The organism is Nocardioides sp. CCNWLW239 (assembly GCF_037137035.1).
Lineage (GTDB): Bacteria > Actinomycetota > Actinomycetes > Propionibacteriales > Nocardioidaceae > Nocardioides.
Genome location: NZ_JBBBNW010000005.1, coordinates 1 through 19,796, shown reverse-complemented (window position 1 = coordinate 19,796; position 19,796 = coordinate 1). Strand labels below are relative to the sequence as shown.

General features: G+C 69.8%; 20 protein-coding genes. 6 read left to right on the top strand and 14 right to left on the bottom strand.

What is annotated here, in order from left to right; all coding sequences use genetic code 11:
- From htpX to WBG06_RS19170, 3 genes are read right to left on the bottom strand one after another with little or no spacing between them, the layout of a single operon-like run.
- On the bottom strand, window positions 1–909 hold the full coding sequence (htpX, locus tag WBG06_RS19180) for a zinc metalloprotease HtpX (protein WP_336738567.1): 909 nt from the start codon (window positions 907–909) through the stop codon (window positions 1–3).
- 14 nt (window positions 910–923) lie between these two features.
- Window positions 924–1,202 (bottom strand): PspA-associated protein PspAA, encoded by a 279-nt coding sequence (gene pspAA / locus WBG06_RS19175; protein ID WP_336738566.1) that lies wholly within the window; start codon window positions 1,200–1,202, stop codon window positions 924–926.
- Window positions 1,199–1,981: a PspA/IM30 family protein gene (locus tag WBG06_RS19170; RefSeq protein WP_336738565.1), complete on the bottom strand. Its 783-nt coding sequence runs from the start codon at window positions 1,979–1,981 to the stop codon at window positions 1,199–1,201. The genes pspAA and WBG06_RS19170 overlap by 4 nt, the downstream gene beginning before the upstream one ends.
- 187 nt (window positions 1,982–2,168) lie before the next feature.
- Here WBG06_RS19170 and WBG06_RS19165 point away from each other — a divergent pair, with 187 nt between their 5' ends.
- Window positions 2,169–2,753 (top strand): DUF3043 domain-containing protein, encoded by a 585-nt coding sequence (locus tag WBG06_RS19165; RefSeq protein ID WP_336738564.1) that lies wholly within the window; start codon window positions 2,169–2,171, stop codon window positions 2,751–2,753.
- Window positions 2,754–2,756: 3 nt separating this feature from the next.
- Here the strand turns inward: WBG06_RS19165 and WBG06_RS19160 are convergent, their stop codons facing one another.
- Together WBG06_RS19160 and WBG06_RS19155 are read right to left on the bottom strand one after the other, a co-directional pair.
- A complete protein-coding gene (locus WBG06_RS19160; RefSeq protein WP_336738563.1) occupies window positions 2,757–3,140 on the bottom strand; it encodes a hypothetical protein in 384 nt (127 codons plus the stop codon).
- Window positions 3,140–3,484 (bottom strand): STAS domain-containing protein, encoded by a 345-nt coding sequence (locus WBG06_RS19155; protein ID WP_336738562.1) that lies wholly within the window; start codon window positions 3,482–3,484, stop codon window positions 3,140–3,142. The genes WBG06_RS19160 and WBG06_RS19155 overlap by 1 nt, the downstream gene beginning before the upstream one ends.
- 124 nt (window positions 3,485–3,608) lie before the next feature.
- On the opposite strand from WBG06_RS19155, the gene WBG06_RS19150 reads away from it, so the two are divergent.
- Genes WBG06_RS19150 through WBG06_RS19140 form a run of 3 tightly spaced genes read left to right on the top strand, consistent with a single transcriptional unit; the run spans window position 3,609 to window position 6,366 of the window.
- Window positions 3,609–4,334, top strand: coding sequence for a response regulator transcription factor (locus WBG06_RS19150; RefSeq protein WP_336738561.1), 726 nt, complete (start codon window positions 3,609–3,611; stop codon window positions 4,332–4,334).
- Window positions 4,331–5,719: a HAMP domain-containing sensor histidine kinase gene (locus WBG06_RS19145; protein ID WP_336738560.1), complete on the top strand. Its 1,389-nt coding sequence runs from the start codon at window positions 4,331–4,333 to the stop codon at window positions 5,717–5,719. The genes WBG06_RS19150 and WBG06_RS19145 overlap by 4 nt, the downstream gene beginning before the upstream one ends.
- Window positions 5,716–6,366, top strand: a complete 651-nt coding sequence (locus WBG06_RS19140) for a GerMN domain-containing protein (protein ID WP_336738559.1) — start codon at window positions 5,716–5,718, stop codon at window positions 6,364–6,366. The genes WBG06_RS19145 and WBG06_RS19140 overlap by 4 nt, the downstream gene beginning before the upstream one ends.
- A gap of 16 nt (window positions 6,367–6,382) precedes the next feature.
- Here the strand turns inward: WBG06_RS19140 and dapB are convergent, their stop codons facing one another.
- Window positions 6,383–7,129 carry a 4-hydroxy-tetrahydrodipicolinate reductase gene (gene dapB, locus WBG06_RS19135; RefSeq protein WP_336738558.1) on the bottom strand — a complete coding sequence of 249 codons (747 nt, stop codon included), beginning with the start codon at window positions 7,127–7,129 and terminating at the stop codon, window positions 6,383–6,385.
- Between the two features lie 215 nt (window positions 7,130–7,344).
- On the opposite strand from dapB, the gene WBG06_RS19130 reads away from it, so the two are divergent.
- The gene (locus tag WBG06_RS19130; protein ID WP_336738557.1) at window positions 7,345–7,812 is read left to right on the top strand and encodes a class I SAM-dependent methyltransferase; all 468 of its coding nucleotides are present in this window, start codon (window positions 7,345–7,347) and stop codon (window positions 7,810–7,812) included.
- Between the two features lie 101 nt (window positions 7,813–7,913).
- Here the strand turns inward: WBG06_RS19130 and WBG06_RS19125 are convergent, their stop codons facing one another.
- From WBG06_RS19125 to WBG06_RS19090, 8 genes are all read right to left on the bottom strand, one after another.
- A complete protein-coding gene (locus WBG06_RS19125; RefSeq protein ID WP_442945479.1) occupies window positions 7,914–9,284 on the bottom strand; it encodes a M16 family metallopeptidase in 1,371 nt (456 codons plus the stop codon).
- Window positions 9,281–11,542, bottom strand: coding sequence for a polyribonucleotide nucleotidyltransferase (locus WBG06_RS19120; RefSeq protein WP_336738555.1), 2,262 nt, complete (start codon window positions 11,540–11,542; stop codon window positions 9,281–9,283). Before WBG06_RS19120 ends, WBG06_RS19125 begins: the two co-directional genes overlap by 4 nt.
- A 275-nt stretch (window positions 11,543–11,817) precedes the next feature.
- Entirely contained in the window at window positions 11,818–13,002 is a 1,185-nt protein-coding gene (locus tag WBG06_RS19115; protein WP_336738554.1) for a molybdopterin-dependent oxidoreductase, read from the bottom strand.
- A gap of 119 nt (window positions 13,003–13,121) precedes the next feature.
- On the bottom strand, window positions 13,122–13,397 hold the full coding sequence (gene rpsO / locus WBG06_RS19110) for a 30S ribosomal protein S15 (protein ID WP_336738553.1): 276 nt from the start codon (window positions 13,395–13,397) through the stop codon (window positions 13,122–13,124).
- 343 nt (window positions 13,398–13,740) lie between these two features.
- Window positions 13,741–14,892 (bottom strand): hypothetical protein, encoded by a 1,152-nt coding sequence (locus WBG06_RS19105; RefSeq protein WP_336738552.1) that lies wholly within the window; start codon window positions 14,890–14,892, stop codon window positions 13,741–13,743.
- Entirely contained in the window at window positions 14,889–15,215 is a 327-nt protein-coding gene (locus WBG06_RS19100) for a PadR family transcriptional regulator (RefSeq protein ID WP_176884102.1), read from the bottom strand. The genes WBG06_RS19105 and WBG06_RS19100 overlap by 4 nt, the downstream gene beginning before the upstream one ends.
- 92 nt (window positions 15,216–15,307) lie before the next feature.
- On the bottom strand, window positions 15,308–16,144 hold the full coding sequence (locus WBG06_RS19095; RefSeq protein ID WP_336738551.1) for a hypothetical protein: 837 nt from the start codon (window positions 16,142–16,144) through the stop codon (window positions 15,308–15,310).
- 48 nt (window positions 16,145–16,192) lie between these two features.
- On the bottom strand, window positions 16,193–17,140 hold the full coding sequence (locus WBG06_RS19090; RefSeq protein ID WP_336738550.1) for a bifunctional riboflavin kinase/FAD synthetase: 948 nt from the start codon (window positions 17,138–17,140) through the stop codon (window positions 16,193–16,195).
- Between the two features lie 95 nt (window positions 17,141–17,235).
- On the opposite strand from WBG06_RS19090, the gene WBG06_RS19085 reads away from it, so the two are divergent.
- A complete protein-coding gene (locus tag WBG06_RS19085; protein WP_336738549.1) occupies window positions 17,236–19,647 on the top strand; it encodes a penicillin acylase family protein in 2,412 nt (803 codons plus the stop codon).
- Window positions 19,648–19,796 lie beyond the last annotated feature (149 nt).

The window sequence follows — 19,796 nt, the reverse complement described above, 5'->3', positions numbered from 1 at the left end:
TTACTGTGCCGGACGGCCGAGCTCGGCCTCGATCCGGGCGAGCTGCTCCAGACGCTGCTCCAGCGAAGGGTGTGTCGAGGTCAGGGTGCGCAGCGACTGACCGCTGATCGCCGGCGCGATGAAGAACGCGTTCATCGCCTGCGACGACCGCAGGTCCCGGCTCGGCGTCGCGGAGATCTCGCCGGTGATCTTCTGGAGCGCGCTGGCCAGCGCGCCCGGCTTCATGGTCAGGTGTGCGCCGGCGCGGTCGGCGGCCAGCTCGCGGTAGCGCGACAGCATCCGCAGCAGCAGCCAGGACACGGCGTAGACGACCAGCGAGACCACCAGCACCACCAGCCACACCGGGAGGGTGTTGTTGCCCTCGCGGCGGCCACCACCGGCGTACGCACCGAACTGGGAGCCTCTGCTCAGCATCCCGGCCACGATGCCGGCCGAGGAGGCGACGGTCATCACCAGGACGTCGCGGTGAGCGACGTGGGAGAGCTCATGGGCGAGCACGCCCTCCAGCTCCTCGGCTGTCAGCCGCTGCATGATGCCGGTGGTCACCACGACCGCGGACCGCTTGGGCGAGCGGCCGGTGGCGAAGGCGTTGGGCATGTCGGTGTAGGCGATCCCCACCCGCGGCTTCGGCATGTCGGCCAGCGTGCACAGCCGGTCGATCATCGCGTGCAGCTCGGGCGCCTCCTGGGCCGACACCTCGCGCGCGCCCATGGCGCGCATCGCGAGGGTGTCGGAGGAGTACCACTGCCACCAGGCGATGCCGAGCCCGACGATGCCGATGATCGGCGCCCACTGTGCGGGCATGACGAACATCAGCGCCACGATGAGCCCGACGAACAGCGCGCCGAGCAGGAACATCACCGTGGTCATCCGGGCGGTCAGCCCGGCATCCCCTTGGAAGCGTGACATGTTCAGCCCGGGCTCTAGCCGGGGATGAGGCCCTCGTCGCCGAGCATCTCGGAGACCTCGGCCAGCGTGGAGCCGGGTCCCGGAAGGATCAGGTCGGAGGAGTCGATCGCGTCGACCGGGTGCGCGGTGCCGAGCGAGCGCACGCCGTCGAGCAGCGCGGCCAGCGCCGCCTCGAAGACGGTCTCGTCGGTGCCCTGACAGGCGGCCTCGACCGCCGCGTCGAGCTCGTTGAGCTTGGCCATGCCGGCCTCGTCGAGGTCGTACTGCCCCTCGCCCAGGATGCGAACGATCACTGCTCCGCCTTCTTCTCGGTCGCGTCCACGTCGATGACCGGCGAGCTGGTGTCGGCACCGGGCAGTGCCTGCGTCTGCTGCGGGGAGCTGAGGCCCTTGAGGGCGGCGAGCTCGGCCTCGACGTCGCTGGTGGAGCTGAGCGCGTCGAGCTGACGGGTGATGTCGTCGGTCGGGCCGGCGGTGAGGTCGTCGAGGGCGCCCGAGGCGAGCAGCTCGTCGACGGCGCCCGCACGTGCCTGCATCTCGAGGGTCTTGTCCTCGGCACGCTGCATCGCCAGGCCGACGTCGCCCATCTCCTCGCCGATGCCGGAGACGGCCTCGTTGATCCGGGTCTGCGCCTCGGCGGCGGTGTAGGTCGCCTTGATGGTCTCCTTCTTGGTGCGGAAGGACTCCACCTTGGCCTGCAGCCGCTGCTGCGCCAGGGTCAGCTTCTCCTCCTCGCCCTGGAGCGTGGCGAGCTGGGTGCTGAGGTCGTTGATCTGGCTGGTCAGACCGGACTTGCGGGTCAGCGCCTCCCGGGCGAGATCCTCGCGGTTCATCTCGATGGCCTTCTGGGCCTGCTGGGTGAGCTTGTCGGACTGCTGCTTGAGCCCGTTGATCTGCAGCTCGACGCGCTTGCGGCTGGTCGCGACGTCCGCGACGCCGCGGCGCACCTGCTGAAGCATCTGAAGCTGCTTCTGATAGCTGTAGTCGAGCACCTCCCGTGGGTCCTCGGCCTTGTCGAGCGCCTTGTTTGCCTTCGCCTTGAAGACCAGGCTCAGCCGCTTCATCACACTCATCGGTTCCCTTTACGCCTCTCATATGCGGCCGACCGCCGGCCGCCCCGCGTCGTCGCTTGCCGCTGGACTCTCGTCGTCCTAGGACAAGTGTTGCCTCTCACCTTAGGCCGGGTCCACAAAACTCGCTGTCAGGGTCTGTCGGGATATCCTGTATGTGTCCCAGCCAACAGGTAAGAGGTCACTCACGTTGTTCGGTCGCAAGTCCCCCTCCCCGCAGGTCGTCGAGCCCGAGAACCCGGTCAAGGAGACCGGAAAGGGTCGTCCGACCCCTACGCGCAAGGAAGCGGAGGCGGCTCGCAAGGCGCGCCTCAAGCAGCCGCGTACGCGCAAGGAGATCAACGCCGCCAACCGCGCCCAGCGCGCGGAGCAGGGCGACAAGATGCGCCAGGCGATGAAGACCGGCGACGAGCGCTACCTGCCGCTGCGCGACAAAGGCCCGGTCAAGCGCTTCATCCGCGACTGGATCGACTCCCGGTTTACCTTCGCCGAGATCGTCCTCCCGGTGCTGATCATCGCGCTCGTGGTGCCCTACATCAGCCTCGAGCTGGCGATGTACTCCCAGCTCTTCACCCTCGTGGTGATGGCCACCGTGATCATCAACCTGATCGCGCTGCGTTTCCTGCTGCGCAAGGAGCTCAAGCGCCGGTTCCCCGACAACGACCTCAAGGGCACCACCTACTACGCGATCATGCGGGCCATCCAGATCCGCCCCCTGCGCCTGCCCAAGCCGCAGGTCAAGATCGGCACCCAGCTCTCCGACGACTACCGCTGAGGTTCACCTCGGGGTCGGAGAGTCCTCGACCTCGCAGATGAGACTGGCGCCGCCGACGCGGTCCTGGAAGGTCCATGAGCCGGCCAGGTCGGTGAGCTTCTCGGCGACGTACGGCTCGGGCGCGGCGGCCGGCATCGAGGTGAGCGTCCAGTGCGTGGAGAGCTCGACGCGGGTCGGCGTACGCCACGCCAGCTTCACCCAGATCTCGCCTGGCAGGTTCGAGACGGCCACGTGGACCCCGAATGCCGCGAGCACCTCGAGGCGGTTGGCCGCGCGGTCGCCGACGACCCGTGAGTCGGTCCACGCCCGGACCTGACTCATCGCCTGGTCCGGCGTCAGCAGCTCGACCTCATGCTCGCGGTCCGTCTCGTGGACGTGGTTGATCATCAGTTGACCTTTCGGGTGAGGGAGGACGCGGCCGGAGCCGCCTGGATGTCCCAGATGGTGTCGAGGCCGGCTCGGCGGAGCTGACCGGCGAGCGCCGGGTCGGCGTTGCGGAGACGAAGCGGCACGCCCCGCGTACCGCAGCGACGTTTGGCCCACAGCAGTGCCGCGACGGTCGTCGAGGAGAACCGGGTCAGACCGGCCAGGTCGACCACGACCGCCTCGGGACCGCCTGCGAGCATCTCCGGCAGCCGCCAGCGCAGGCTGTGGATGGCCCGCAAGCAGGTGGTGTCCGCGAACGGGACGACGATGGTCTCCTCGTCCGGGTAGAACTCCGCCTCGCTCATGTCCTCCACACTGCCCGTGGAGTATGGAGGGCCTTTCGCGGTTTCATGTCAGTTTCGTGTCACTTCCGGCCGATGGACCGCGACGGGTCGGTGTCCGGACCGATCGGGTGAGACGATGCGGGACGTGCACGAGGCAGTGAAGCGGGTGCTGATCCTGGAGGACGACTACGGGCTGCGTACGTCGCTCCGGCTCTTCCTCGAGCAGGAGGGCTACGCGGTCGGCGAAGCCGACGACGCCGAGGTCGCCCTCGAGCTCGACGCTGCCGAGCCGTTCGACGTGATGCTCGTCGACCTGATGCTCGGCGGCATCGACGGGTTCACCTTCATCCGGAGCGTGCGCCCGCGGACGACCGCGCCGATCATCGTGATCAGCGCCCGCGACGGCGCCAGGGACGTGGTCACCGCGCTGGAGGCGGGAGCCGACGACTACGTCCGCAAACCGTTCGACGTGGCCGAGGTCAGGGCCCGGATCCGGGCGGCCCTGCGGCGTCCGGACCTTCCCCTCGTCCCGGCCGCGGGCGGCTACCCCGCTGCCAACGGCATCGTGCTCGACTCGACCGACGGCCCGCTCGTCTTCGATCCGGACGCGGCGACGCTCCGCCGCGGCGCTGAGGACCTGCACCTGACCAGCACGGAGTTCAAGCTGCTGCTGGCCCTGACGAACAGCCCCGGCCGCGTGATGACCCGCGAGAACCTGGTCCACCAGATGTGGCCGGAGGGCCACCACGGCGACGTCCGGGTCGTCGACGTGCACGTCAGCCGACTGCGCAACAAGGTCGACAAGGACGCGGCGGCGGGCGGAGTCATCTCCACGGTCCGCGGGCTGGGTTATCGGCTGGACCCGCGATGAGCCGGAGCCGGCGCGGTCTTCGCGCCAACGTCGTGGCCGCGTTCGCAGCGGGCGCGCTGCTGATCAGTCTGATCCTCGCCTTCAGCACCTACTTCTCCGCGCGCCACTACCTGATCGCACAGCGCGAGCGGAACGCCCTGCAACAGGCCTACATCGACGCCGCTCTGGTGAAGGAGCGGCTGCGCACCAACGGCGTGAACGTCGCCGAGGTCCTGTCCGAGATCGCCCAGCCGAGCCGCACCACGGTGTTCGTCCACCAGGACGGTCAGTGGTACTCCTCCGACCTCACCACCGAGGTCCACGACGCCACCAGCGACGTCGCCTCGAGTGTCCGGGCCGGGGACGTCGCGCTGACCTGGACCGACACCGGCGACCGGCCCAACATCGTCGTCGGGATCCCTCTCGAGGGGGTGGACGCCGACTACTACGAGGTCACCTACGCCAAGGAGCTGAGCGAGACCCTCGACACGATGGGCTACGCGCTCGCCATCTCGGCCGCGGTCACCACCATCGCCGGGGGCGTTCTCGGCTGGTACGCCGCCCGGCGGGTGCTGCGTCCGCTGAGTCAGGTCGCCCTGGCCGCCGCGCGCATCTCCGCCGGCGAGCTCGACACCCGCGTCGAGGCGACCGACGATCCCGACCTGGCGACCCTGACCGGGTCGTTCAACACCATGGTCGACACGGTGGTCGAGCGCCTCGACCACGATGCCCGCTTCGCAGCCGACGTCAGTCACGAGCTCCGTACGCCGGTGGCCACCCTCACGACCAGCCTCGGTGTCCTGCAGGGCGACAAGCACCTCTCCCCCAGCTCCGCGACGGCCGTGGAGCTGATGGCCGGCGAGCTGGAACGTTTCCGTGGGGCGCTCGAGGATCTCATCGCGCTGGGACGCCTCGACGCGGGAGTGCGGGAGTCGGAGTGGGAGGTGCTGCGCGTCTCCGCCCTGGTCGCCGCGACTCTCACGGAGAACGACCTCGACCACATCGACGTCGTCGTCGACGTGCCGGACGACCTCGAGGTCTACGGCGACCGGCTCCAGCTCCACCGCGCCCTGGCCAACCTGGTCCGCAACGCCGATAGCCACGGCGGCGGCCTCACCTCGGTGCGCGCCGCCGCACGCCGTGGCCGCGCGGAGATCCATGTAGAGGACTCCGGGCCTGGTGTGCCCGTCGAGGCCCGCGAGCACATCTTCGACCGCTTCGCCCGGCTCGGCGCTCGGGGTGCGACGACCGGGAGCGGGCTGGGTCTGAGCATCGTGGCGCGGACCGCGCAGCTGCACGACGGCTCGGTCTGGTGCCGCGACGCCGATTCGGGCGGCGCCGATTTCGTGCTCTCGCTCCCCCTGGCTCCCACGGCGCGGACCAGCGCCGGCAGGGAGGTGACATGAGGTTCGTGCGTACGTCGTGGGCGGCGCTGATCGCCGGCCTGTCGCTGGTCGTGACCGCCTCGTGCGGCGTCCCGGTCGACGACGAGGTGCGGACCGTCGATCCCGCCGAGGTTCCCTACCATCTGCTCGACGACACCGCCGCGGTTCGTCCCGGGGCGGCGCGCGAGGTCGCCGGGCCGCGGCTCTACTGGGTCGACGGCCAGGACCGGCTCGCCAGCAGGCCCGCGGCCCGCTTCTGCGCGAAGGCCGTGGCCGGGGTCGCGGAGAACATCCTCGACCAGCTCGGCGACGGCCCTTCGGACGTCGACCTGAGCGCGGGTCTCGGCACCGCCCTGCCACCGGACGGATGGTTGGAGCTCGTGTCGATCACCGACCGCACCGCCCACCTCCGCGTCACCTCCGACGACACGATCGCCACCAACCGGGTCCTGCTCGCCACCGCTCAGACGGTGCTCTCGCTCACCTCGATCCCGGGGGTGGACCGGGTGAAGATGGCCTACGACGCCGAGCCGCTCCAGGTGCCGCGGTCCTCGGGCGAGCTCGCCGAGGGCCCGTTGCGGCACGACGACTACCGCAGCCTGTTGGCCGATCCGGACGAGGAGCCCAAGGACGAACGGCTACGGCGCAGGGATCTCTGCCCCGGCTGACGTCGCGGCGCCGGCCTCAGCGGAGCCCGAGGACGTCCTCCAGGCCGATGGTGAGGCCCGGCCGTGATCCGATACCGCGAATCGCAGCGAGTACGCCATGGGCGAAGGAGGCGTGGGAGAGCGAGTCGTGGCGGATGGTCAGGAGCTCGCCGACGCCGCCGAGGATGACCTCCTGGTGGGCGACCGAACCGGACATGCGCAACGAGTGGACCGGGATGCCCTCGACCGTGGCGCCACGGGCGCCCTGGAGGGCCGAGGTGGTCGCGTCCGGAGCCGGGTCCACCCCGGCCTCGCCGCGGGCCGCAGCGACGAGCTCGGCGGTCCTGCGGGCCGTGCCGGAGGGGGCATCGGCCTTCCGCTCGTGATGGGTCTCCACGATCTCCACCGACGGGAAGTGGGCCGCGGCGAGCTCGGCGAAGCGCATCATCAGCACGGCACCGACCGAGAAGTTGGGCACCACCATCGCGCCCACGCCCGGCGCCTTCGCCAGCCAGGCCTCGAGCTGCTCGACGCGGTCGGGTCCGAAGCCGGAGGTGCCGATCACCGTGTGCACACCCTGGGACAGACAGAACTCGGCGTTGCCCATCACCGCCTCGAGGGTGGTGACGTCGACGGCCACCTCGGCACCGGCGTCGGTGATCGCCGACAGCTCGTCGCCACGCCCGATCCTCGCCACGAGCTCGAGGTCGTCGGCGGACTCGACGGCTTCGCAGACCGCCGAACCGAGCTTGCCGTGTGCACCGAGGACAGCCACTTTGGTCATGGCGCCCAACCTTATGCGACGCGGTCGTGGAGCGAAGCGACCGGCGCCATAGATCACGCTCCCGCAACGATCCACCACGATCCGGTGAACAATTCTCGAGGCTTGTTCCGAAGCTTCTCGAAGGGGCTGTGCGCGGAACCGTAGGAGGATCTGGCAGTCTTGGACCCATGGTGGTGCAGACGATCCCTGCTCGGATCCGTTGGGCCGTTGACTTCATGGACATTCAGCCGAACGATCATGTCCTTGAAATCGGCTGTGGCCCGGGGGCTGGTGCCGAGCTGATCTGTAGCCGGCTGGAGACCGGAAAGCTATTTGCGATCGACCGCTCGGAGTCGGGTGTCGATCGTACGAAGCGACGCTGCGCGAAATACCTGGAGGCAGGACGCCTCACGGTCCGCCAGATCGACCTCGCGACGCTGCGGGTTCCGGTCAAGCGGCTGACGAAGGTCTTCGCGTTCAACGTCAACCTGTTCTGGGTGCGCGACGCGTCCGCCGAGATCGCGCTGCTCCACGAGCGTGTGCTCCCCGGCGGCACGGTCAACCTCTTCTACGAGGCCACCCAGCGCGAGCAGGTCCCCGAGATCATCGAGAAGTCGAGCAAGGCCCTGGCCGACGCCGGGTTCCGGGTCTCCATCGTCGACTCCAAGGTGCCGGCAGCCGTCGGCATCATCGGCAAGCGCTGACCCGATTCACGCCGAGACGTCAGTTTCTGACGTCGAAGAGTCGATTCTTGATGCCGAATGGTCCATTCGGCATCAATAATCGACGTCTCGGCGCGCGCGGGTCAGGCGGGTCCCACGACCGCCAGGATCTCGGGGCGAGCCAGGATCTCGGCGGCCACCTCGCGACACTCTTCCAGGGTGACCGCGTCGATGCGCGCCAGGACCTCGTCGATCGAGTAGAGCTCGCGGTGGACCAGCTCGGCGCGGCCGATGCGGGACATCCGCGAGGCCGAGTCCTCGAGACCCAGCACGAGACCGCCACGCAGCTGGCCCTTGCCGAGCTCGAGCTCCTCGGCGGTGATGCCGTCGCGGGCGACGGTGGCCAGCTCGGAGCGTACGACCTCGAGGACCTCGTCGAGCTTGGCCGGCAGGCAGCCGACCTGGACCCCGAAGAGACCCGTCTCGGCGTGGCTGTAGGCGTAGGAGTAGACCGAGTAGGCCAGGCCGCGGTGCTCGCGCACCTCCTGGAAGAGCCGTGAGGAGGTCGCGCCGCCGACTGCGGTGTTGACCACCTCGAACGCGAAGCGGCGGTCGTCACCTCGCTGCAGACCTTCGCGGGCCAGGACGACGTTGACCTGCTCCAGCGGCCGCTGCGCGCTGATCTCGCCAGGGGTGACCTCGAGCGGCGAGCCCTCACGCGGGGGCACCGGAGCGGCCGCTCCCCGCAGGAAGCCCGCTCCGGAGAATGCCTTCTCCACCATGGCCACGACCTCGTCGTGGTCCACGTTGCCGGCGACCGAGACGACCATCCGGGGCGCCACGTAGTGGGTCCGGTAGAAGTCGTCGATCTCCTCGCGGGTCAGCGCGGAGATCGAGGCCTCCGTGCCGGCGATGCCACGCCCGAGCGGCGTCTCGGCGCCCCATGCCTGCGCGGCGACGAGGTTGTGGATCACATCGTCGGGGTCGTCGTCGTGCATGGCGATCTCGTCGAGGATCACGTCACGCTCGGCCTCGACGTCCTCTGCCGTGATCAGCGACGAGGTCAGCATGTCGCCGACGACATCGATGGCCAGGGGCAGGTCGACGTCGAGCACCCGCGCGTGGAAGCAGGTGTATTCCTTGGCGGTGTAGGCGTTGAACTCACCGCCGACGCGGTCCATCGAGGAGGAGATCTCCAAGGCCGTACGCGACGGGGTGCCCTTGAACAGCAGGTGCTCGAGGAAGTGGGAGCAGCCGTGCTGACGCGCGGTCTCGTCCCGGGACCCGACACCGATGAAGACGCCGATCGCCGCCGAGCGGACCCCGGCCATCTGCTCGGTCACGATCCGCAGGCCCGACGGATGGACCGTACGCCGCACCAGCGAGGTCACCGCGCCGTTGACCTCGGTCTGCTCGAGCGTGACGGTGGTGCCGGGCTCCTGGTTATAGCCGGAGGACCGGCCGACACCCATGTGTCGACCGGTCCCCCAGGTAGTGCGTGACGCCAAGGTCACTCCTCGTCTGCGGCCTCGGTGGCGGCCTCAGCCGGAGCGTCCTCGGAGGAGGGCTCCTCCTCGAGCACCGGGGCGAGCGAGAGCTTGCCGCGGTCGTCGATCTCGGCGATCTCGACCTGGATCTTCTGGCCGACCTCGACGACGTCCTCGACCGACTCCACCCGCTTGCCGCCGTTGAGGGCACGCAGCTTGGTGATGTGGAGCAGGCCGTCCTTGCCCGGGAGCAGGGCGACGAAGGCACCGAAGTTGGTCGTCTTCACGACCGTGCCGAGGTAGCGCTCGCCGACCTCGGGCATGGTCGGGTTGGCGATCGCGTTGACCGCCGCACGGGCGGCCTCGGCGGCGCTGCCGTCGGTCGCACCGATGAGCACCGTGCCGTCGTCCTCGATGGAGATCTGGGCGCCGGTGTCCTCCTGGATCTGGTTGATCACCTTGCCCTTCGGGCCGATGACCTCGCCGATCTTGTCGACGGGGACCTTCACGGTGATGATCCGCGGAGCGGTCGGGGCCATCTCCTCGACGCCACCGATCGCCTCGTGCATGACGTCCAGGATCGTCGCACGCGCGTCCCTGGCCTGGTTGAGGGCCTGAGCGAGGACCTCGGCCGGGATGCCGTCGAGCTTGGTGTCGAGCTGCAGCGCGGTCACGAACTCCGCGGTGCCGGCGACCTTGAAGTCCATGTCGCCGAAGGCGTCCTCGGCACCGAGGATGTCGGTGAGCGCGACGTACTTGGTCTCGCCGTCGATCTCACCGGAGATCAGACCCATCGCGATGCCGGCGACCGGGGCCTTCAGCGGCACACCGGCGTTGAGCAGCGACATCGTCGAGGCGCAGACCGAGCCCATCGAGGTGGAGCCGTTGGAGCCCATGGCCTCGGAGAGCTGGCGGATCGCGTAGGGGAACTCCTCGCGGCTCGGGAGCACCGGCAGGAGCGCGCGACGGGCGAGCGCACCGTGGCCGACCTCGCGGCGCTTGGGCGAGCCGACCCGGCCGGTCTCACCGGTGGAGAACGGCGGGAAGACGTACTTGTGCATGTAGCGGCGCTGCTTCTCCGGGGAGAGCGTGTCGAGCTGCTGCTCCATCTTGAGCATGTCGAGGGTGGTGACACCCAGGATCTGGGTCTCGCCGCGCTCGAAGAGCGCCGAGCCGTGGACCCGCGGGATCACGCCGACCTCGGAGTGCAGCGGACGGATGTCGGCCAGGCCGCGACCGTCGATGCGGACCTGGTCGCGCAGGACCTGGGTGCGGATGGCCTCCTTGGTGATGGCCTTGTAGGCCGCACCGATCTCGCCCTCGCGGCCCTCGAACTGCTCGCCGAGCTTGTCGAGCAGGGCGGACTTGATCTTGTCGCCCTCCTCCTCGCGCTCCTGCTTGCTCAGGACGCGCTCACGCGAGCCCTTGACGCTGTAGAGGTCGCGGACGTCGGCGCCGACGGTGGCCTCGACGGCCTCGTAGACGTCGTCCTGGTAGTCCAGGAAGACCGGGTAGTCCTGGACCGGCTTCGCGGCCTGCTTGGCCAGCTCGGCCTGGGCCTCGACCAGCTGCTTGATGAACGGCTTGGCAGCGTCCAGACCGCCGGCCACGATCGGCTCGGTCGGAGCCTGGGCGCCGGAGGCGACCAGGTCCCAGGTCTTCTCGGTGGACTCGGCCTCGACCATCATGATGGCCACGTCGCCGGAGTCGGTGACACGACCGGCCACGACCATGTCGAAGACGGCGTTCTCGAGCTGGCTGTGGGTCGGGAACGCGACCCACTGGCCCTCGATCAGGGCGACGCGGACGCCGCCGACCGGGCCGGAGAACGGCAGGCCGGAGAGCTGGGTCGACATCGACGCGGCGTTGATCGCGAGCACGTCGTAGGGCTGGTCGGGGTCGAGCGCCATGACGGTGATGACGACCTGGACCTCGTTGCGCAGACCCTTCTTGAAGGTCGGGCGCAGCGGGCGGTCGATCAGGCGGCAGGTGAGGATCGCGTCCTCGCCCGGGCGGCCCTCGGAGCGGAAGAAGGAGCCGGGGATCTTGCCCGCGGCGTACATCCGCTCCTCGACGTCGATGGTCAGCGGGAAGAAGTCGAAGTGCTCCTTCGGCTGCTTGGAGGCAGTGGTCGCCGACAGCAGCATCGTCTCGTCGTCGAGGTAGGCGGTCACGGAACCCGCGGCCTGCCGGGCGAGCAGCCCGGTCTCGAACTTGACGGTGCGGGTGCCGAACTTGCCGTTGTCGATGGTGGTCTCGACGGCTGTGATGACTGGTTCGGTCAAGGAATTCGTCCTTAGTCTTTGTCGCGGAGCGTCCCCGCGCCGGGCGTGTGCGCTCGTTGCGCACAGGGCCGGTCTTCGATCGAGACCCTCAGCCTTCGCGACACATGCCGAAACCTGGGAGTCACTACCGAGGACCGAGCCGGACGGGCGGGCCGCTCCTGGTGATGATCTTTTCTTCGTACGCCGGCCGGTGGCCGTAGCACTCTCGGTCCAGCCTATCCGCCGTCCGCCCGAAACGTGGAACGCGCGCCTGCACCCGCCTCCGGGTGCGCGTCTCAGACGACGGTGACGGGGTGGCGTACCACGGCGTCGAAGAAGTAGCCGCCGGGGTTGTGGGCGGCGATGTCGGGCTGGGTGCGACCGGCCCGGTCGGTGGCGCGGACGAGGATCTCGTACGCCCCGGGCGCCGGGTCGCGCCAGGTGAAGTCCCACTGCGCCCAGCCGAGGCCGTGACCGCCGGTGGGGCGGCCCGGCGCGTGCTGGATCGCGTGGGCCCAGGTCTCACCGCCGTCGGTGCTGATCTCGACGCGCACGATCGGCGCCGCGCCGGACCACGAGCGCCCGCTCAGCACGATCCGTTTTCCTGCCGGGAGCTCGGCGTTCCACGCGAGCTCGAGGGCGGAGCGGACGGGGTTGACGGTGAGCGGTCCGTCGACGTTGTACCACGTCGTGTCCCACGGCGAGGTCTGCACGCTCGTGGAGACCTCGAGCGAGCCGAGCCACTTGATCGACGCGATCCCGATCCAGCCCGGCAGCACCAGCCGCAGCGGGAAGCCGTGGTCGGGAAGCAGGTCCTCGCCGTTGGCTCCCCAGACGAGCAGCGCGTCGTCGAAGGCCTTCTCGATCGGGAACGGGCGGCGCACCCGGCCGTGGTCGACGCCCTTGTCCACATACGTGGCATCCAGCCCGGCCGCCTGCACCGAGATCGCGTCCCGACGCACACCGACGGCGGTGAGGACATCCTCGAGACGTACCCCCTTCCAGCGGACCGCGCCGACGGCGCCGAGCGTCCACTTCGTGCCGCTGACCTCCTGACCCTGTTGGGTGCTGAAGAAGCTGCGCCCGTTGCCGGTGCACTCGTGGACCGAGGTCGTCTCGACATGCCGGAAGGCCTTGATGTCCGCGAGGGTCAGGCTGGTGCCGGCCGGATCCCGCAGCCCGTCGCCGAAGATCTTCAGCTCGTACGTCGCGGGGTCGATCCGGGGGGTCGCGGTGTGGTTGCGCACGAACAGGTCGGCCTGAGGAGTCAGGTAGCGGCGCGGGTCGACCGAGTCCCAGCGGGTCTCGGCGTTGGTGCCGTAGTCGATGAACCGCTCCGTCGGGAGCGGCTTCAGGATCGCGGGCGCTCCGGCGGCGGCAACGGTCGTCACCGAGTCGACGGCCTGGGTGGCCCCCACCGCGGCTGCGCCGAGGGCGGAGGCGGTGAGGAAGGAGCGGCGGTTCAGACCTGGGGACGTCATGCCCGGAGTTTAACAGGAGTAAGTCACTCTAGTTAGTTCTTCTCTGATTTCGTCGCGACATGGCGAACGGGCCGCCTCCCCGCAGGGAGACGACCCGTTCGTACGCGTCTGAGAGGAGATCAGCGACGGAGGCCGAGCTTCTCGATGATCGAGCGGTAGCGCTCGATGTCCTTCTTCTGAAGGTAGTTGAGAAGGCGGCGGCGCTGGCCGACGAGCAGCAGCAGACCACGACGGCTGTGGTGGTCGTGCTTGTGCGACTTGAGGTGGTCGGTCAGGTGGGAGATGCGGTGCGACAGCAGCGCGATCTGCACCTCCGGCGAGCCGGTGTCACCCTCGGTCGTGGCGTACTCGGCGATGATCTTCTTCTTGGTCTCCGCGTCAGTTCCAACTGCCATGCGAAGGCTCCCTTCCGGCCCGTGGGCCTACTCGTTGCGCGGCGCGCCCGGGCCTGTTCACCGGGGCACTCTTGGTCCGCGGCCGATTTCACGGCTTGAGTCGCCGACCCCCATGGGCCGACAACCCGAGAAGACTAACAGCGAGCCGGTACGCCCCCCGAATCGCCGACGGGCCGCCGGCTCGCGCCGTCCGGCCATACCGCCCGGCCATACCGCCCGTCATACCGCCAGCACGAGCCGCGCCACCAGCCGACGCAACCTCCACCAGAGCTTCATCGCCCTCTCCTGTCTCTCCGCCATCTGGATCGACGCTGCAGCAACAGGATCGGTTGCATGGGTCAGGTCACGGCTTGTCGTCGGTACCCACAGAGGCGCTCGGTGATGCACTCGGTGAGCTCGTCGCGACCCCTGGAAGGGAGACCTTGGGCACCGCGGCCAGCGGCGGCTCCTGGATCGCCGGAGCATCCTCGCCCGCGAAGGCGTTCGGATCGAGCGTGGTGTCCGGCTGGACGCGGCTGGGCAGCGGGAAGACGTTGTAGAGCTGCGCCGCACCGTTGGACCACGGGTAGTGGATCCGCGGCTGCAGGGCCTCCCCGGTGTTCTCGTCCAGGCACAGCTCGGTGAGGATCCCGTCCTCGTCGGGAGCGGCTGGCGGGAGCGGGGCGGCGGGCGTCGAGGTGCAGTCCGGCTGGGTGACGACGTCGATTGGCCTGCCGTCCTGATCGAAGAGCTGGACGCCGGTCAGCGGCTTGCCCGCGGCATCGTAGGGGTAGATGTTGCTGACCCAGCTCCCGCCGGAGTAGACCCCCGCCTGCTGGTCGATCGGCGATCCCTGCCCGGTCGTCGCCTCGCTATAGCCGTCGTTCCAACCTTGGTCGTAGTCGGCCCCGCCGACCACCCCGTTCGCCCAGGCCATGAAGAGCACGAACCCGGCCAACGTGTTCAGCCCCAGGAGAGCGACCCGCGCCCGGGTCCCGCGTTCGCCGCCCGGCCACACCCGACCGGCGCCGACGAACATGCTGACCACGACCGCGATGATGAGGAGCACTACCGACAGCCCGCTCCACATGCCCCAGCCGAGCATCACCGAGACGCCCCAGACCGCCGCCCAGGCGCGCAGGATCCACCACAGAGGTCGCAGCCAGGCGACCACGGGCGTCAGGTCCGTACGCAGCAGCTCACCGAGCTTGGCGACGGCTCGGTCGAAGCGGTCGTGACCGGCGTCGAGGAGCCCGTCGACCTGCGCCGCGAGACCGCGGTGCGGCTGCGGCCCCACCGGAATCCCGGCCGCGGCACGGAGCTCCTTGGCGTACTCGACCGGGTCGCCGAGCGCATCGGGTCCGCGCTCGGCGACCAGCTCGGTGAAGTCGGCCTCGAGCCCGTCGGTGATGTCGCTGAGCACCTCCGGCTCGAGATCGGCCAGCTCACGGCGTACGCGAGCCAGGAAGAGCCGCACCTCCGGTGCGACGTTCGACTCTGCATCTGTGGTCGTCATGCCCGTGCCCCTTGGAGAATCTCTGTGACGGTGGTGGAGAAGTGGGACCAGTCCTCGCTCTGCTGCTTGAGCTGGCCTTGCCCGGCAGGCGTGATGCCGTAGTACTTGCGGTGCGGACCGGACTCCGACGGCACGACGTAGGAGGTCAGGGCGCCCGCGGCGTACAGCCGCCGCAGGGTGCCGTAGACCGACGCGTCCCCGACGTCCGTGAGCCCGCTGTCGCGAAGCTTGCGGACGATGTCATAGCCGTACGCATCCTCGCCGTCGACGACGGCCAGGACGGTCAGGTCGAGCACCCCTTTGAGCAGCTGGGTGGTATCCATGCTTCGCACACTACTACGCAGTGCACACTACTCGCCACAGCAAGGCACCGCGCGTCGCCGACGAGCTCAGCGACGCCGCTGGTGCCGAACCCTCAGGATCGGCCGCGGACGTCGCGTACGAAGTCCTTCCAGGCGGCCGTGTCACCCGCCGGGCCCTGACCGCGTGCCGGCCCGGTGAAGGTGCGTACCTGAACCGGCTGGGCCGGGTGGGTGGTGGACACGCGAGCGAGGCTCGTCTGGGCGGTCGGCACCGCGACGCTCGTACGCAGCGGCTGACCGTAGTCACCGGACGCTCCCCCGGAACCGCTCCCGGAGATCAGCGAGGACATCGGCGTGTATTCCTCCACCTCGTCGCTCTTGCCGGGGATCGCGAGCCAGATCAGCGCGATCAGGAATCCGATCGCCCACCCGTACGTCAGCCCGTAGGCGGCACCCGAGGCGAGCACGTCGCCCAGCGCTGCCACCACGGAGTCTTCGCGGCCGTCGCTGAGGTAGGTGTAGAGGCTGTCGGTGACCTGGCCGGCACCCGTGGCGACGATCGCGGCGAACCAGCAGCCGAGGAACACCGGCCAGAACGCCCGCGGCCAGATGCCGATGGTGCCGAGCCAGGTCAGCAGCCAGGTCAGCACGAAGACGGTCGTGGTGAGGATGGCGGAGTGCACGAGCGCGTCGCCCGAGAGGAGATCGCCGAACCCGTCGTCGCCGAAGTAGGCCAGCCGGTCGCCGAGCAGCGAGGCCAGCCAGCCGGCCGAGTCGGTGCCGTTCTCCTCGGCCCAGGTCGAGAGCGGCGCCGTCCCGGAGAAGTACTGGAGGGCCCAGAGGCCACCGGTGACGAGGACCGCGTTGAGGAAGGCCGGGATGCCGCCGCGGGCCCGCTCGGCCTCGACCTCGGTCTCGTAGACGGATGTGGGGGTGGAGTGGGGATCCATAGCCGAGCATTCAACCGCACCACGACCCCTGTGGGTAGAGCGCTCGGACTACTGCTCGGTCTGACCGTCGCCGAGGATGTCGCGCGCCCGCACCACGTCGTCGCGCATCTGCTCGACGAGCGCGTCGATCCCCTCGAAGGCGACCATGCCACGCAGCCGCTCCACGAAAGCCACCTCGACCTCCACGCCGTAGAGCTCCAGGTCGTCGCGGTCGAGCACGTAGGACTCGACCCGGCGCCCGACCACGCCCTCGAAGGTGGGGTTGGTGCCGACCGAGATCGCGGCAGGGAACCGCTCCCCCGTGTCGCGCCGTGTCAGCCAGCCTGCGTAGATGCCGTCGGGAGGCACGGCGGTCAGCGAGTCGGTGGGCACGTTGGCGGTCGGGAAACCGAGCTCGCGACCGCGCTGGTCGCCCTTCACGACGACGCCGCGCACGGAGTAGGGCCGGCCCAGCGCCTCGGCGGCGCCGGTGACGTCGCCGGCCGCCAGACACGTACGGATATAGGTCGAGGACCAGACCTGAGGGCCACCGTCGAGCGGGATCCCCTCGGCGGAGAAGTCGTGGATCTTGCCGTAGGCGACCAGGTCGGCCACGTCGCCGGCGGCCTTGCAGCCGTAGCGGAAGTTGGCACCGACCACGCACGCCTCCGCGTGCAGCGCGTCGACGAGCACCCGCTGGGCGAAGTCGTCGGGTGACCAGTTGGCCATCTCCAGGTCGAACGGCAGCGCGAGGACGGCGTCGGCGCCGGCCGCCAGCAGCAGCTCGGCGCGCTCCTCCATCGTGGTCAGCACACCGGGGGCGTGCTCGGGCCGCAGGACCGCCATCGGGTGCGGGTCGAAGGTGACCGCCACCAGGGTGAGCTCCTTGGCATCCGCCACCTCGCGCCCCCGGCGCAGCACATGCTGGTGCCCGAGGTGGACGCCGTCGAAGTTGCCCACCACGACGCAGGTGCGGCCGAGGTCGGCGGGCACCTCGCTCAGACTTCTCCAGAACACGCCGCCAGAATATCCATCGCCGGTCCCCGTCCCGGGATCCGGGCCACCTGGCAACCAAACAGTAACCTGTTCTACTCGTGCTCGTTGGTGGAGACATGGAGAGCCTCGTACGCAGAGCCGCCATGTCCCTCGCTCCGTTGCTCCTCGTCGGAGCGGCTCTCAGTGCTCCGGCGGAAGGCGCAGCGTCACCGGCCGGCTACGACGCCACGGTGCGGATCACCGAGCACGGCATCCCGCACATCACCGCCCGCGACTGGGGTTCGCTGGGTTACGGCAGCGGCTGGGCGACCGCCGGCGAGGCGACCTGCACCCTGGCCGACATCCTGCTCAGCGCCCGCGGCGAACGCTCCCGCTGGCTCGGCGCCGACAAGGTCTACGACGACGGCGTCTCCAAACCGACCTCCAACCTCGACTCCGACGTGCTCGTGGGCGACCTCCACAACCGGCAGGTGGTCGAGAAGCTGCTCGACTCCCCCGCCGGGCCGTCGGCACGCGCGAAGGAGATGGTGCGCGGCTATGCGGCCGGGGTCAACGAGTGGCTGCGTACGCACGAGGTCACCGACCCGGCCTGCGCGAACGCCCCCTACCTCGAGACCGTGGTCACCGAGAACGACATCTGGTACGGCGTCTATCTCGCCAACCTGATCGCCTCGGCCGGACAGTTCGTCGGCGAGATGAATGCCGCCGCTCCCCCGACGCTGACCGACCCCGGCCTCCCCGATCTGCCCGGCGTCCTGGGGCTGCCCTCGCTGCCCACCACCGCCGCCGAGGTCCCGGCAGCCGCCGCGAAGGTGGACAAGCAGGCGATGCTGGCATCCTTCGGCCGCGACCCCGAGCGCGCCTTCGGGTCCAACGCGACCGCGATCGGCGGTGACGCCAGCTCGACCGGTGCCGGGATGCTGCTCGGCAACCCGCACTTCCCCTGGCAGGGCCGCTACCGGTTCACCCAACAGCACCTGACCATCCCCGGCGAGTACGACGTCGCCGGCGCCTCCCTGATCGGCTCTCCGGTGGTCAACATCGGCTGGAACGACGACGTCGCCTGGAGCCACACGGTCTCGACGGCCTACCGGTTCACGCCGTACGAGTACACCACCCTCGGACCCGGCACCCGCTACCTCACGCCGGACGGCGTGAAGCGCGCCGAGCGACGGACGGTGGAGGTCGAGGTCAAGACCACCTCCGGCACGAAGACCGTCACCGAGGACCTCTACCGCACGCCGGAGGGCTACGTCATCGACTCACCCTCGCAGCTGATGGCCTGGGGTCCGCAGAGCTTCTGGGCGATCCGAGACGCCAACGCCGAGCACCTGCGCACCATCGACACCTTCCTGGGCATGGGCGCCGCCGACTCGGTCGGAGATCTGCTGGAGCGACAGGACGCCGGCGGTGGGATGCCGTGGGTCAACACGATCGCGGCGGACCGACACGGCGATGCCCTCTACGCCGACCACTCGGTCGTGCCCCACGTCACCGACCAGCTCGCCTCCCGCTGCATGACGGTCGTCGGCCGGCTGCTGAACGCCGTCGCGGGGCTGCCCGGTCTCGACGGGAACCGGGCCGGCTCCTCCTGCGCCTGGGGCGCCGACGCCGAAGCCCAGCGCCCCGGGATCCTCGGCGACGAGCACCTCCCCGACGTCGTACGCCGCGACTGGGTCATGAACGCCAACGACTCCCACTGGCTGCCCAACCCGGAGGCACCCCTGGAGGGCTACCCCGCGATCCTCGGCTGCGAGAGGTGCGAGCGGACGATGCGTACGCAGATGGTGGCCCGCTACGTCACCGACCAGCTCGCCGCGCACGGCGTCGAGACGCCGGCCTCGCTGGCGGAGCACGAGTACGACAACCGTCAACGGACCGCCGAGGTGATGAAGGCCGACGGTGCGCTCGACCGGGTCTGCCGGCTGACCGGTGAGAAGGAGGCCTGCGCCATCCTGGCCCGATGGGACGGGCGCTCGGACGCGACCTCGGTCGGCACCGCCGTCTTCACCGAGTTCGTCCAGCGCGCCCCGAGCGGGGTCCAGCTCTGGCGGGTGCCGTTCGACCCCGAGGATCCGCTCGACACCCCGCGCGGGCTGCGCACCACGCCGAGCACGGTCAAGGCGATGAAGGACGCGATCGCGGCCGTCGAGGCGACCGGCCTGCCGATCGACTCGCCGTGGGGCGCCCACCAAGTCGCCGCCGACCGCGGCGCTCCCCCGCTGCCCCTGGGCGGTGGCGACGGCAACCTCGCCGGCAACGCCAACGCGCTCGCCTCCCGCAACCCGGCGCAGAACACGGACCACGCCCGGCCGATCACCTACGGCTCCTCGCACATCCAGGCCGTCGCGTTCGGTCCCGACGGCGTCGAGCCACGCACGATCCTGACCTACGGCCAGTACGAGGACCCGTCCTCACCGTGGTCCAGCGACCAGACCCGGCTCTTCTCCGAGGAGAAGTGGGTCGACTTCCCGTGGACCGACGCCCAGATCCGCGCCGACCTCGTCGAGACCGTACGCCTGCACTGACCCTCCCCGCCGAGACGTCACCCCGGTCGGTCGAAGCGTCGCGCCCCGCGGGGGGGGGGGGGGGGGGGGGGGGGGGAGGAAAGGCAGGGCGTCGGCAGGCACCTCGCGGCCGGCCGCGCGTCGCTCGGCGGCATAGTCGGTGACCATCC